At 61.8% G+C, this 13,865-nt stretch carries 14 protein-coding genes; 7 read left to right on the forward strand and 7 right to left on the reverse strand.

Features of this window, described 5'->3' with window-relative positions; all coding sequences use genetic code 11:
• The first annotated feature begins 10 nt into the window (after window positions 1-10).
• Window positions 11-2,770 carry a collagenase gene (locus I6G90_RS13335; RefSeq protein ID WP_197927872.1) on the forward strand — a complete coding sequence of 920 codons (2,760 nt, stop codon included), beginning with the start codon at window positions 11-13 and terminating at the stop codon, window positions 2,768-2,770.
• 187 nt (window positions 2,771-2,957) lie between these two features.
• Window positions 2,958-3,905, forward strand: coding sequence for a SanA/YdcF family protein (locus I6G90_RS13340; protein WP_197927874.1), 948 nt, complete (start codon window positions 2,958-2,960; stop codon window positions 3,903-3,905).
• An 84-nt stretch (window positions 3,906-3,989) separates the two neighbouring features.
• On the opposite strand, the gene I6G90_RS13345 is transcribed toward I6G90_RS13340, so the two are convergent.
• The 3 genes from I6G90_RS13345 to I6G90_RS13355 form a co-directional block, all read right to left on the reverse strand.
• Window positions 3,990-4,604 carry a superoxide dismutase gene (locus I6G90_RS13345; protein WP_197927876.1) on the reverse strand — a complete coding sequence of 205 codons (615 nt, stop codon included), beginning with the start codon at window positions 4,602-4,604 and terminating at the stop codon, window positions 3,990-3,992.
• A gap of 17 nt (window positions 4,605-4,621) precedes the next feature.
• Window positions 4,622-5,101, reverse strand: coding sequence for a hypothetical protein (locus tag I6G90_RS13350; protein WP_197927878.1), 480 nt, complete (start codon window positions 5,099-5,101; stop codon window positions 4,622-4,624).
• A gap of 175 nt (window positions 5,102-5,276) precedes the next feature.
• Window positions 5,277-6,293 (reverse strand): chemotaxis protein CheV, encoded by a 1,017-nt coding sequence (locus I6G90_RS13355; protein WP_042057572.1) that lies wholly within the window; start codon window positions 6,291-6,293, stop codon window positions 5,277-5,279.
• 203 nt (window positions 6,294-6,496) lie between these two features.
• On the opposite strand from I6G90_RS13355, the gene I6G90_RS13360 reads away from it, so the two are divergent.
• Window positions 6,497-7,216: an SDR family NAD(P)-dependent oxidoreductase gene (locus tag I6G90_RS13360; protein ID WP_197927880.1), complete on the forward strand. Its 720-nt coding sequence runs from the start codon at window positions 6,497-6,499 to the stop codon at window positions 7,214-7,216.
• On the opposite strand, the gene I6G90_RS13365 is transcribed toward I6G90_RS13360, so the two are convergent.
• The gene (locus tag I6G90_RS13365) at window positions 7,203-9,269 is read right to left on the reverse strand and encodes a tRNA(Met) cytidine acetyltransferase TmcA (RefSeq protein ID WP_197927882.1); all 2,067 of its coding nucleotides are present in this window, start codon (window positions 9,267-9,269) and stop codon (window positions 7,203-7,205) included. The genes I6G90_RS13360 and I6G90_RS13365 overlap by 14 nt on opposite strands.
• Window positions 9,266-9,577, reverse strand: coding sequence for an HlyU family transcriptional regulator (locus I6G90_RS13370; RefSeq protein WP_197927884.1), 312 nt, complete (start codon window positions 9,575-9,577; stop codon window positions 9,266-9,268). The genes I6G90_RS13365 and I6G90_RS13370 overlap by 4 nt, the downstream gene beginning before the upstream one ends.
• Window positions 9,578-9,713: 136 nt before the next feature.
• On the opposite strand from I6G90_RS13370, the gene I6G90_RS13375 reads away from it, so the two are divergent.
• From I6G90_RS13375 to I6G90_RS13385, 3 genes are all read left to right on the forward strand, one after another.
• Window positions 9,714-9,920 carry a bacterioferritin-associated ferredoxin gene (locus I6G90_RS13375; protein ID WP_075113261.1) on the forward strand — a complete coding sequence of 69 codons (207 nt, stop codon included), beginning with the start codon at window positions 9,714-9,716 and terminating at the stop codon, window positions 9,918-9,920.
• Between the two features lie 145 nt (window positions 9,921-10,065).
• Window positions 10,066-10,542, forward strand: coding sequence for a bacterioferritin (bfr, locus tag I6G90_RS13380; protein WP_197927886.1), 477 nt, complete (start codon window positions 10,066-10,068; stop codon window positions 10,540-10,542).
• 185 nt (window positions 10,543-10,727) lie between these two features.
• Window positions 10,728-11,186 (forward strand): methylglyoxal synthase, encoded by a 459-nt coding sequence (locus I6G90_RS13385; RefSeq protein ID WP_005335971.1) that lies wholly within the window; start codon window positions 10,728-10,730, stop codon window positions 11,184-11,186.
• Between the two features lie 70 nt (window positions 11,187-11,256).
• Here I6G90_RS13385 and I6G90_RS13390 read toward each other — a convergent pair whose 3' ends face one another.
• Window positions 11,257-12,408: an iron-containing alcohol dehydrogenase gene (locus I6G90_RS13390; RefSeq protein ID WP_197927888.1), complete on the reverse strand. Its 1,152-nt coding sequence runs from the start codon at window positions 12,406-12,408 to the stop codon at window positions 11,257-11,259.
• A gap of 244 nt (window positions 12,409-12,652) precedes the next feature.
• Here I6G90_RS13390 and I6G90_RS13395 point away from each other — a divergent pair, with 244 nt between their 5' ends.
• Window positions 12,653-13,231, forward strand: a complete 579-nt coding sequence (locus tag I6G90_RS13395) for a hypothetical protein (RefSeq protein WP_042656582.1) — start codon at window positions 12,653-12,655, stop codon at window positions 13,229-13,231.
• Between the two features lie 199 nt (window positions 13,232-13,430).
• Here I6G90_RS13395 and I6G90_RS13400 read toward each other — a convergent pair whose 3' ends face one another.
• A complete protein-coding gene (locus I6G90_RS13400; RefSeq protein WP_182938325.1) occupies window positions 13,431-13,856 on the reverse strand; it encodes a hypothetical protein in 426 nt (141 codons plus the stop codon).
• Between the last annotated feature and the right edge of the window lie 9 nt (window positions 13,857-13,865).

The raw sequence follows: 13,865 nt of genomic DNA on the forward strand, positions 1-13,865 counted from the left end.
AGGGATAAAAATGAACCGTTCGGGTACCGGGTGGCTACTGCTGGCAGGCCCCCTGCTTTTGGCGACATCCTCGGCGCAAGCCAACTACTCCCCCAATGACTGGCGACAGTATCAGCTGACTGGCGAATCGAGCCGACAACTGGCCGCACGCATCACCGAGATCACCTACGAACTCAAGGCACGCAGCAGCAACGCTCCTTACCAGCAGCTTAGGGTCTACCGCCGCTTCGATTGGCAGAGCAGCGATCTCGCCGCACTGGCTGAGCAGCAGTGTGGCGAGCCGCAACTCAAGGTGGATGCAGGCTGGCAGATCCGCTTCGTTCGCTGTGAAGATCGGATTCCGGCAGGCAAGCTCATCCCCGCCAGCAGTCATGACTTCGGTTATGGCCTCAAGCAGGGTCGCTGGGAGCAGCTGGCGGGCACGCCGACCGCCCAGCGGCAGGATCGTCTGCCGCTGCCACAAGCCATCATCCTGGGTCAGAGTGAAAGGGAGCTGGATCGCTGCGAACTCAACGCGCAGGGCCGCTGCGCCGAGTCGGAGTGGCACTATCAGCCGCAGGATTGGCAGCAGTTGCAGGTACTTGAAGAGACCCCGAGTGAGCGGGATGGCCGGTTGGAGCAGATCTTCTTCCGTCTGCAACCGGTGGCAGGCAGTCAGGCTGCCGCTCAGGTCAGCGAGATCCACGTCTGGCGCCGTTATCAGTGGCAGCTGGATCAGCTCACGCCTCAGCAGGAGTGTGATGAGCCGCAGGAGCGCAAGGAGGGGAGCAACACCATCCGCTATCGCATCTGCCGTCAGGTGATCCCTGCAGGCAGCGAGGTGCAGGTCACGCTGCAAGATAACGGCTACCAATACCCGGTCGCAGGCGGCGAGTGGCAATCTCTGCCAGAGAGCAAAGCGTGGCAGGAGAGCCGGGTACTCAATCGCCCCATCGTGCTGGCCAGCAAGGAGGAGCAGCTGGAGTGCCGCCGTGCCAACGGTCGTCTCTGCTCCGAGCCAGAGCTGCCCGATGTGGATCTGCTCGACAGCGATGCCGCCAAACTGGTGGCCGACGTGAGCGGCCAGAACAGCCCTGCCTGGCAGGCGGATTACGGCCACGATGATGCCAAGCTGATGGCGGTGGTGCGCGGCATGCGTGCCCTGCTGGCGGCCAACCAGCCGACCCATCCGGCAATGGACAAGCTGCTCTACTATGTGCGCGCCCACAACTACCACGGCGGCGTTGGCAAAGAGAGTGATCAGGCCGCCCGAGCACTGGCCGGGGTGATGATTGATCTGCTCAACCACCCCTTGCTGCTGGGTGCCGAACCGCAGGATCAGGCTGGCACAGTGCTGGAAGCCTGGAGCGTGGCGGCACAAGGACAACTTGGCCAGGCCGCCTTCCGCCAGAGTGCCGCCCCCATGCTGGCCCAGCTCAACCAGGCGCTCGGCTATGCGGTGCAACATGCGGCGCAGATCAATGGCCACAAACCCTGGGCCGATGGCCTGTTCGAACTGCTCAATCTGATCGATCAGAGCGCCTCTTACGGTCAGCAGGCAGACTTCAGCGCAGCTGTGCTGCAACAGGAGGTGGCATTGCGTCAGCACCTGCTGCAACTGGGCCTGAGCGAGCTGGCCCTCTGGAAACAGCGCGATGGCTCACGGGATCTATTCATCTTCAACAACATCCTCGATGCCCATAGCCGTCTCTACCAGATGATGCGCTACCTCCACCACACCAGCCCGGATGAGGCGATCGCCTATCGCCAACAGCTGGATCGCGATGTCATCGCCATCATCCGCCAGCAGGGGCTGGTCCCGGGCGGCCAGCATCCGGCCGCCATGCTGGAAGAGGTCTCCCTGACCCTCTCCAGCTACTACCTCACCTACACGGATCGCACCAGCGAGGCCTGTGTCAGCGGCGAGTTCGCCGGGCTCTGCACTCCAATCCGCATGGAGGAGATCCTGCCGTTCGAGCACACCTGCTCGCCCACCCTGCGTCTGCGCGCCCAGGATCTGACCCTGGCTCAGGCCGAGGGGATCTGCCGCGAGCTGGGTGACGAGGAGCAGCGCTTCCACCAGCAGATGGAAACGGGCGAGCAACCGGTGGCCGACGATCACAACGAGGCGCTGGAGCTGGTGATCTTCAACTCCTCCGCCGACTGGGGCCGCTACGGCAGCGCGCTGTTTGGTGTCTCCACCGACAATGGCGGCATCTATATCGAGGGGGATCCGGCTCGCCCCGGCAATCAAGCCCGCTTCTTCGCCTATGAGGCGGAGTGGAAACGCCCCGCCTTCCAGGTGTGGAACCTGCGCCACGAGTACGTTCACTATCTGGATGGCCGCTTCAACCAGTACGGCAGCTTCGGCCACTATCCGCTCAACCGCACCACCTGGTGGGCCGAGGGGATTGCAGAGTACATCGCCCACGGCCAGTGCTTTGCCCGGGGTCTGGATAACGTGGCAAACCGCCCCGCCAACCAGCGCCCGACACTGGCGGCGATCCTCCACCTCGATTACGAGCAGGGTGGCGAAATGGTCTACTCCTGGTCCTATACCGTGCACCGCTTCCTCAACGAGACCGGTCGCGGCGCCAGCTGGCTGGCGCTGGCACAGGCGCTGCGCAATCCGGATCGGCAGCAGGCGATGAGCGACTTCGAAGGGGAGCTGGACCAGTTGATCGCCAACGACAGCGATGCCTATCAGGCGTGGCTCGGCCGGGATCTGCTGCCCTGGTGGCAAGCCAACAAGGAGTCAGACGCCTGCAAGGGCAACGACTCCGCCCACTGATAGACTCCCAACAAAATGAGGGGCTGCCACCGCAGCCCCTCGCTTCATCCTCCCGCTCTCCCGGCCTCTCCTGCGACAACCTCTGCCCGAATGAGCGGCCCGCCCGTCATCAAGCCTGACGCCAGCGGCCGAGTTGTAATAGAATGCCGAAAGCCATTCCCAACTTCAGACCCTGACCGCACCGCGCATGAAGAAGTTTGCCAAGATCCTCCTCGCCTGCCTCGTTTTGCTGCTGGCCCTGATTGCCATGCTGCTGGGCTACAGCGAGTGGATCGTCTCGGATGCCCGCCACTATACCCACGACAAGGTGGACGAAGTGCCCTACAACCGGGTTGCGGTGGTGCTGGGTACCTCCAAATATCTCTCCGGTGGCGGCCCCAACCACTACTTCAAATACCGCATCAAGGCGGCGGCCGAGCTCTACAACAATGCCAAGGTGGACTTCATCATCGTCTCCGGTGACAACGCCACCGTGCAGTACAACGAGCCACGCCAGATGCGGCGCGCCCTGATCAAGGCGGGCATCCCCGCCTCCGCCATCTATATGGATTTCGCCGGATTCCGCACCCTCGACTCAGTGGTTCGCGCTAGGGAGGTATTCGGTCAGGATCGCTTTACCGTGGTCTCCCAGGGCTTTCACAACGAGCGAGCCATTTTCATCGCCCGCCATTTCGGTATCGACGCGGTCGGCTTCAATGCCGAGGATCCCAGCGCCTATCAGGGTATCCGTACCCGGGTGCGGGAAGTCTTTGCCCGCCTGATGGGGCTGCTCGATCTCTATGTGCTGGACAAGGGACCCAAGTTCCTCGGGGCACCTGTCCCCATCGGTCTGCCTGTGCCTTGCCACTCGCTGAGCACCATCGGCAGCCTGCAACCCTGCCTCAAACAGCCCAAACCGGCCGTGGATAAGACCAAGCCAGCGGCGGTATCTGCAGCGGCTGCCACTGAACCGGTCACTCCGGCTGTCTCGGCTGCGATTGAACAAGTCACTGCAGCTGCATCCGCAGCGGCAACGACCGAGCCGTTCACTCCCGCCAAACCCGCGGCAGAAGCCGCCGCCGAGACGCCCAGCGCGGCCTTGCCCATATTGCCGGTGGCCCCTTCAGCCGCCAGCGCCAGCACTGCCACACCATAAACAGACGACCCGCCAACTGGCGGGTCCTGTTATTGCAGCGCGGATTGTGGCGGCGATCCTGCGCACCCATTCCCTACGACCAGGTCAGCCTCGCGCTTCCTGATAGCGGCGGGCCACTTCGGCCCAATCCACCACCTGATAGAAGGCGGCGATATAGTCAGGACGCTTGTTCTGGTACTTGAGGTAATAAGCGTGCTCCCACACGTCCAGCCCCAGGATCAGGGCATGGCCATGCATCAGGGGGCTATCCTGATTGGCACTGCTCTCCACCTGCAATCTGCCCGCCTTGTCCACCACCAGCCAGGCCCAACCGCTGCCAAAGCGGCTCAGAGCCGCCTGAGTGAAAGCCTGCTTGAAGGTATCGAATCCCCCCAATTCCCGCTCGATGGCCAGCGCCAGTTCGCCACTCGGCTCACCGCCCCCCTGCGGGCTCATCACCCGCCAGAACAGGGAGTGGTTGGCATGGCCGCCACCGTGGTTGCGTACCGCCCCCAGCAGGGTCGCGGGTAGAGTATCGAAGCGGCGCAGCAGCTCCTCAATCGGCAGAGCGGCCAGCTCGGGCGCCCCTTCCAGCGCGGCGTTGAGGTTGTTGATATAGGTCTGATGGTGACGGCTATGGTGGATCTCCATGGTCAGGGCATCGATATGGGGTTCCAGTGCGTCGTAGGCATAGTTCAGGGCTGGCAGGGTATGGCTCATGATGACCTCTGTTCGGATTAATGGAGTCGGGATGAGGGATCGCTCTGGCACAGGCAGTGACCGAGCGAACGCATGATCGCGGCGTGGCTGCCGTGGCGCTGTACGAACGTCAGCAACTCGGCACGGGTGGTGCGGGTATGGCGCAAAGCGGCCTCTCGCAGGCGGGAGGAGCAAGCGGGGGAGTGACAGGTCGCCAGCAGGCAGTCGTGCACATAGCAGAGCAGGTCAGCAGCTCGATCGGGCAGGGTCATGGCCACCAGCAGATCCGCCAGATTGTGGTGAGCCACAACCAGCGCCGCCACCGCCTCGTCGGCGTCGTGCCACTGCATCAATTGCTGACGAGCCAGCCAGAGCGCCTGTTGATAATGGGCCAGCGCCTGATGGTACTCGCCGCAATCAAACAGCCGGTTTCCCTCTCTGGTCTGCTGCTTCCAGTGGGTCATACTGCTGCCACCTTCGGTCGACTCGACCCACCCCTTCACCCAGCTTGCTGTCATACGCTTCACACCAACAAATGATAATAATTATCATTACATGAGTCATATCCGGGAGACAAGGGGTGTGTGGGGCGCAGCAAACAACCAAAACAGCGCGGCCACTCCTTGGCAAGGAGTGGCCGCTTGAGGCAACCGGTCAGAAGATTCGACCGGTTAATGGCAAGTTAATAGCAGATCAGATGTTGTTGGCTGGCGAGGGCGGGGCGATCCCCAGCAGCATATGATCCATCATCCCCACCATCCGCCCTATCTCCGGTTTGGTGATGGTATCGTTGGCCCCCAGTTGCAGGGCCTTCTGGCGGTTATCATCGCTCATCAGGGAGGAGAACATCACGATGGGCATCTCCTTGTAGGAGGGGGTATCCCGCAGTCGCTTGAGCAGGTGCATGCCATCCATGCGCGGCATCTCCACATCGGTGATCACCGCATTGACGAAGCCGGAAACCGGCATCTTCTCCTCCTGCGCCAGACGATCGAAATCCGTCAGCATCTCCAGCCCTTCCCCCCCGTCCTTGGCCGTTATCACGTTATAGCCGGCGGTACGCAAGGTGGTCTCGATCATCTTGCGGATAAAGGCCGAATCGTCCACCACCAGAATGGTTTTGCCCTGACGCAGCGCCATCATGCGATCGTCGATGAGCACCTTGCGATCCTGGGTGACGTCGTACTTCTCCATGCTGAGCTCGGGGTTGATGTCGGCGATGATCTTCTCGAAATCGAGGATCATGATGAGGTTGCCATCGCGCCTGACCACCGCCACCACGCAGTCGTTCTCCCCCGCCTCCAGAAACTGGCTGGGGGACTCCACATCCTCCCAGGAGACCCGGTGAATCCTGCTGACGCTGTCGATCAGAAAGCCGTTGGCCATCTTGTTGAAGTCGGTGACGATCACCACCTTGTGGCTGGGGTCAGGGTTGGTCTTGATACCGAGCCAACCGGCCAGATCCACCAGCGGGATCAGGCGCTCCCGCAGGGAAAAGACCCCCACCATATGGCGCTGGGCATTGGGGTAATCGGTGGTTTCCGGCACCCGGATCACCTCACGCACCTTGGCGACGTTAATCCCGTAGTAGGCGATCTTCTCTCGCCCGTCCGGCAACTGCTTCTTGAGGTGAAACTCGATGATCTCAAGCTCGTTGGTACCGCTCTCGGTCAGGATAGATTTACGCTCTTCCCCATCTTTGGACATCATGGTGACTCTCATTCTGGTTGCGCGGGCAGCAGACCGCTGCGGTTTTCTCTCAGTATAGGAATGGAATGCACTCTGCTGCGCTGATCCGGTCAAGATTGCAGCTATAACCACTTGATCCGCTAGGCCGGAGGGCTCGTACCAGCCTATCAGGAAAATTGCGGTGCGATGGAGAAGGCCATCACAGCGTCACAAGGAGAGGGGTCATGAATGAGAGCGTGGTAGTGATAGGGGCTAGCGGCGGGATCGGGGCAGCACTGGTGACACAATGGCTGGCAACCGGCACAACCCGGGTCATCGCCATCAGTCGTCAACCCGCACCTGCGGGCCTCTCGTCGCCAGATCTTCACTGGCTATGTTGTGATTACAGCGATGAGCAGATGGCAGCTGCGGTGGCCCGTATCGCGGAATTGGCGCCGAGACCGCATCGGGTGGTGATCTGCAACGGCATCCTGCATCAGGGGGAGATCCAGCCAGAGAAACGGCTCGAAGCACTCAATCTCGCTGCCATGACCCGCCTCTACCAGACCAACGCCTTGCTGCCGCTGCGCTGGATCAGCCAGTTGTTACCGCTGTTTGGCCGCGAGCCTTGCACCCTGGCCGTTCTCAGCGCCCGGGTCGGCAGCATTGGCGACAACCGCGCTGGCGGCTGGTATGGCTATCGCGCATCCAAGGCGGCCCTCAACATGCTGCTCAAGTGTGCAGCCATCGAGCTGGCCCGGCGGGCGCCCGGCGTCAAATTGCTGGCCTTCCATCCCGGCACCGTGGATACCCCACTCTCCCGCCCGTTTCACGCCAATGTACCGGCGGGAAACGTGCAGAGTCCCGAGCTGGTAGCCGACCATCTGGTGCAGCTGATGAACCGGCTGCAACCGGATGGCGAACTGAGCTTTCTCGACTGGCAGGGCAAACCTATCGAGTGGTAGGAGATCTCAAGAGACGCGCCAGCAGCGCCCGCAGCTCCTTGATAACGGCGGGCTTGCCCGCCAGTTGCAACCTCGCGGCCAGCGATCCCCAGTCGGCATATTGCCAGATGGTGGCGATCAGCAGCTGGCGCTCGGCAGGGGTGAGCGAGGCCAGCACATCCAGATGTCGCGCCAGCCATAGCTGCAAGCTGGATTGACACAATTCGAACGGCTTGTGATGCAAAGCAAAGCACTCAACCTCATCGCGCTCGAACTCGCCAAGATCCGGTACGGTGACGGTACTGCCTTGCAGGCATTGCCATACCAGCTCGGGATCCAACGCATCCAACTCGCCCGCCAGCAAGGTCGGTAGTTGGCGTGCAAATATCTGCTGCCACTGATTAAGCTCGGGCTCATGTTCAGGTTTAAGCGCCTTTAGAAGTAGAGCTGCGTGGCAGCCGCTGGCGGCATCCCGTTGCAAACCGATGCGCAGCACCGTCAGTCCTGCCTTGCGCCAGAAGGGGAGCAGGTCGGCGCTGGCCGAAAAAGCCGAGCCCAGGTAGTCGATACCAATCTGGCGATAGTGCTCCTCAAGCTTGCCAAGCAGTTGCGAACCCAGCCCATGGCGATGCAGCGCCGGATGGATGGCGATACGCATCACCCGGGCGTAACTGCGCGCCCCCGCCGTCTTGAAACCGGCGTGGGCCAGCAGCGACTGGGGCAGCAGATGGCCGCGCGGGCGGCGGCGCCCTGCCCAGATCGCCTCGGCCAGATCGGGATCTATCTCCCCTTCCCGCGCAACCAACGCCACTCCCAGCAGGCTCTCGTCCTGCTCCAGCAGATGGATGTCGAGAGCCGGGCTCTCCAGCAGGGATCTTAGATCGCTCGGCGTGGTCTGGTAATGAGCCAGCACCAGCAAGCCGAACAGCTGGTTGAGCTGCGCCTCGTCGCTCGCCAGCGCCTCTTGACTGATAAGACGCCAGCTCGGGTTGGTCGGTGGCATGGGAGTGGCGACTTCGGCATTGAGGCCGAGCAGGCGGAAAATCAGCGGCTCCAGCGTATCGTGCTCACTCCAGCGGATCGGTTCGCCCAAGTGGATCTCCTGCCACTGCGGGGTCTGGCTATCCAGCACTCGCTTGAAGCGCAGGTGAAAACCGCGTCCCGTTCCCTCGTAACCGTGCTCGGTGGTGGCAAACACGATGCGGCTGTGGCGGGCCAGCATGGCCTCGAGCAATGGGGTCGGAATGGCGGCCGCTTCATCCACCAGCAGCAGATCGGGATTAATCACCTCGTGCACCAGCCGATCAGGCGAGCAGTAGCTCAGCCCGGTTAGCTGGTCCGGCGTACTATCTAGCCCGCGAGCGGCGTGGGCAAACAGGGTCGCCACCGTCGCCTGTGAGGGGGCCGTCACTACTATGTTCAACTCGGGCTGCTGGCGCAGCAGCTCGGCGGCGGCCAGCCCCAGCAGTGCACTCTTGCCACGACCACGATCGGCACTCAGCACCAGCGGACGGCGGCGATGGCCGTGCAACACCTTGTGGATGGCGGGCAGCGCCTGGGCCTGATCGTCGCTCAATGGCCGCTCGGGCCCGATGGGCTGCCACGGCTGCAGACAAACTGGCGGAACCAGAGAGAGGGCCGGATCGCCAGTTAGCAGCCGAACCAGCCGGGCAATAAAGCCGTGACCGGCCCGGCTTGCCTCCTCCACCTGCGCCACCAGCCGGATCCGGTCGGGATCCGGCCATGCGGGCCAGATCTCTCTGGGCGGGGTCAGCAGCAACAGCAAGCCACCGGCGCGCAAGGTGCCTGCCAGCGCCCCGAAGGCGTCGGGGTGAAAACCGCTGAAGGCATTGAACACCAGCGTGTCGCACTCCTGACCGAGCCGCTGCAGCGCCTTGGCGGCAGGCTGCGGGGCATAACACTCGGGCCCCGCCCCCAGCCAGAAGATGCGCTCGCCGAGCAGGGTTTCGGCGCGGGCAATGCAGTCCGCCTCCTCTCCCTCCAGCCAGATCAGGCGCCGCTCACCGGCGCGGGCCAGCGCCTCGCGCAGGCTGTTGAGCTCTTGCGGCGTCATGAAGCCTGGCTGTCAGCCGCTTTGCGGGGTTCGAACATGCGCTCCCCCATCTGATCGATAAAGGTGTGCGCCTTCTGCACCATGAAACGCTCGGCATCGGCCGGATTGGCAAACAGATCGGATCGGATGAGGCGGTGAGTTTGCAGCACCCCATCCAGCTCTTTGGTGATACGGCCCGCCAAACGATACTGGCCACCTTCGGCCATGGGCTCCGGATAAATGAGATAGCCGGCATATTCGGTGGGAGTGACTTCCGCAGCCTTGGTCGGCTCACCCCCGAACAGGGTGCTGAACAGTTTCTTGAGCATGGTGATCTCCTCTGGTTGCCAGCATTGTCCCCAAGGGGTTGCACAGTGGCAAGCAGGGGATCTTATTACCAATGGTTATTTGCATAACGAACCATTCTCATTTAGATTTCACTCCATTCCACAAGAGGTGATCATCATGTACGTCTGTTTGTGCCGCGGCATCACAGATACCCAGATCCGCAAGGCGGTGCAGTCAGGTAACAGCGAATTCCGCCAGCTCAAGCAGTCTCTCGAGGTGGGCGCCCAGTGTGGCAAATGCGTGCGCATGACCATGGAGATCATCGCCGCCGAGCTCGACAAGATGGAGCAGGAACAACCCGTGCTCTACTACGAGGTGGCCTGACCCGGCCCCACCCTCTTCTGATTTGACCCGCCAGCAGGGTCACCCTTCCTCTCGGGCGAGCTGACTCGCCAGACCTCTTGTTGTCACTTTTCTGGACTAAGCTCTAACGATCGAAGCCTCAGCCACGAACCAAGGAGCACTGTCGATGAAAGGAGATCCCAAGATCATTGTCCACCTCAACAAGGTGCTGGCCAATGAGCTGATTGCCATCAACCAATACTTCCTGCACGCACGCATCTACGATGACTGGGGCCTCAAGGCGCTCGGGCACAAGGAGTATCACGAGTCTATCGATGAGATGAAACACGCCGACGAGCTGGTCAAGCGGGTGCTGTTTCTGGAAGGGCTGCCCAACCTGCAGGATCTCGGCAAGCTGCGCATCGGTGAGAACGTCGAAGAGATGCTGCGCTGCGACCTGTCGCTGGAGATGGATGCCATCCCCGACCTTAGGGTCGCCATCGCCTACGCCGAGTCGGTACAGGACTACATCAGCCGCGACCTGTTTCAGGAGATCCTGGAAGACGAGGAGGAACATGTGGACTGGCTGGAGACCCAGCTCGACCTTATCGATCGCATCGGGCTGGAGAACTATCAACAGTCGCAACTGCACCACGGCTCCTGAGCCAACAGGCCAGCAAGCAAAGAGACCCGCCAGCGCGGGTCTCTTCATTTGGGCCGCCATATTTGGGTCGCCATAACCCGAAAACTTTTCGACAGGATCACAGTTAATACGCCCGACACAGCATCTGTCATGGCTTTCGATTAGGATACGGCTCTCTGCCAATAACAATGCTACGGACGATTTCCATGGAACAGATTGCACGCGAGATGGCGCCCCACAAACGGGTGGCACTGGTGGCTCACGACAACATGAAGACCCCTCTGCTGAACTGGGTAATGCGCCGCAAGGAGGAGCTCAAGCTCCACCATCTCTATGCCACCGGCACCACCGGCACCATGCTCGGCAAGAAGGCGCAACTGCCCATCACCTGCCTCTTCTCCGGCCCCATGGGGGGCGACCAGCAGCTCGGCGCCCTGATCGCCGAGGGGAAGATCGACGTGCTGATCTTCTTCTGGGATCCCCTCAATGCGGTGCCGCACGATCCGGACGTGAAGGCGCTGCTGCGGCTGGCTGCGGTGTGGAACATCCCGGTCGCCACCAATGAAGCGACCGCCGACTTCATCATGGACAGCCCCCACATGCAGCAGGCATTCAGCGTGCAGATCCCGGATTACGCCGGTTATCTCAAGGCGCGCACCGAGTGATCGGCTAACCCGTCATGCAAGAGGGCCGCAATATGCGGCCCTCTTTATTGAGAAACAAACCGATGTCGGCTTATAGCGCCCGGGCGAGAATGCGTGCCACCCGATCCGGATCGATATCCTGATGTTCACCGAGCGCGGTGCGCCCCACCCGCTTGAGGTTGGAGCAGACCGCCGGAATGCAGCTTTCGCTGAGACCATAATCGGCCAGCCGGGTGCCCAATCCCATTTTCTGGAAGAATTGCTCGGTGCGGATGATCGCCTCCTCGATACGCAGGGCCTTGTCCTCGCGGGTCGAATGCCACACCCGCTCGGCAAACTGGGCCAGCTTGTCCTGCTTCTGACTCGCCCGCTCACGGAGCAGTGAGGGGAGCACCACCGCCAGACTCTGGCCATGATCCAGCCCGTAGAGCGCCGTCAGCTGATGGCCGATGGCGTGAGAGGCCCAATCCTGCGGCACCCCGCAACCGATGAGACCGTTGAGCGCCAGACTGGCGGCCCACATCAGATTGGCCCGCACCTGATAGTTGGTCGGCTCCGCCAGCGCTCTGGGGCCGTTCTCCACCAGCACCTGCAGCAAGCCTTCCGCCAGCCGATCCTGCACATCGCCGCCGACCGGGAAGGTGAGGTACTGCTCGGTGATATGGATGAAGGCATCCACCACCCCATTGCCGGTCTGACGGGCAGGCAGGCTGTAGGTGGTCGCCGGATCGAGCACCGCAAATTGCGGCTGCACCAGCGGGCTTCTGAAGGAGATCTTCACATCCCCGCGGCTCACCACCGAGGTGGGATTGTTCTCGGATCCGGTGGCGGGCAGGGTCAGCACGCAGCCCATCGGCAGCGCCTGGTGCACGCTAGCCTGTTTGCCGCAGATATCCCAGGGGTCGCTCCCCTCATAGCAGGCCGCCGCCGCGACAAACTTGGTGCCATCCACTACCGAGCCACCACCGACCGCCAGCAGGAAGTCGATGCGCTCGCGCTTCACCAGTGCCACCGCCTCCATCAACAGCTCGTATCTGGGGTTGGCGCCGATGCCGGAGAACTCCTGCCACGTCACCCCTTCCAGCGCTCGGGTCAGCTGCTCATAGACGCCGTTCTGCTTGATGCTACCGCCGCCATAGAGCACCAGCAGGCGACTGCCGGGCGGGATGAGCGTTGGCAGGCTGGCGATCTGCCCTTCACCAAAACAGATGCGGGTCGGGTTGGCATATTGGAAGTTGTACACGGCGGGATCCTCGACTTGAACAGCACGGGGACATTGTGCGCCTGCCGCCCCATCAGGTCAAAAACGGGAGCGGGTTATCAGAATGGAGATTGCCGGTCGTTGCAGCGGCATTTTCAGGGATGGCTCTGCTATGGTCTGTCAGGAAGGCGGGTAGCACCCTGGTGATCAGGCTCCCCATCACTTTCCCATCCTGCTGCCCCGTCAGTTTTCATCCAATCCCTCGTCATACAGGAAGGTCTGAAATATGAAACTGAAGCATGCATGGATTGCTGGTCTGTTTACCCTCTCGACCACTCTGGTACAAGCCGCCGAGGTCAACGCAGGGGTCGACGTCGCTCCTGGGCAAGCCAGTCTGGCGCAAGAACTCACGGCGAGTGCCACCGTGACCGCCATCGACCTGGAGACCCGCCAGGTCAGTCTGAAAAACGCAGAGGGTGAAACCTTCGATATCGTCGCTGGCGAGCAGGTTGCCAACCTGCCGAACGTCAAGGTCGGGGACAAGGTCATGCTCAAGTATCTGCAGATACTCGATGTAGAGCTGCTGAAGGGCACCGCTGGCATCAGAAAACGGATCGTGGAAGTGGATGGCGAACGGGCCGGGGCAGATGAGAAACCGGGTGGCGGTGTCGGCATGAAAGTGACCATCTATGCCGATGTCATCGGGCTGGACAAACAACAGCAGACCGTCACCGTCAGAGGGGTGGATGAGACCCTGACCATCAAGATCAACAACCCGGAGCAGTTTAACCTGATTGCAGAAGGGGACCAGCTGAAGGCGGTTCAGACCAAAGCCATCGGGATCGGCATCGTCGCTAGCGAATAGTCCCGACCGGGCTGCTCAGGCTGCCATGCCAGTGTAATGACGCACGACTCGCGGCCATTTGCGCGGGCGCCATATCAAGCGGGAGGCAATCTTGCCTCCCGCCTTCCTTACCCAGACCGTTCACTCCCCGAGTCACCATTCAGGGCAAGATCTTGCCTCTTCGCCCCGGCTTGCCGGCCAATCCGGCACATCGCCGCCCCTACTTCTGGCCGGTCAGGCGATCCATCGCCTCTTTCAACATCTTCTCTCGCTGCTCGTTGAGCGGCTTGCTCTGCTCCGCCCGCTCCTCGGCGGTCAGCTGCTTGTTGTCGGCGATCGTCTTGAGCTTCTCCTCTATCTCGTTGAACTTCTTGCGATCGAAGCCCAGCGCCTTGTCCACCAGCTGCTGCACCACGCCCCCCTTGTCGGAGCTCATATCCAGCGCAGGCGGCAGCTTGTTGTTCTTGGCCAGATGTTCGTAGGTCAGCACCTGCTGGGCCTGACCGGTCATGCGCTGGGTGGAGAGGCTGACCATCTCCTCCCAGCCACCGCCCTGACCGCCACTACCGGCACTGTTGAGGGTGGCGAGGGCGCGGTTGTTGGATGCGCTCTGGGCAAGCTGCTGGCTGTAGGGTTTGATATCCATGGGGGCTCC

Source organism: Aeromonas allosaccharophila (assembly GCF_016026615.1).
In the GTDB taxonomy this organism is placed as follows: Bacteria; Pseudomonadota; Gammaproteobacteria; order Enterobacterales; family Aeromonadaceae; genus Aeromonas; species Aeromonas allosaccharophila.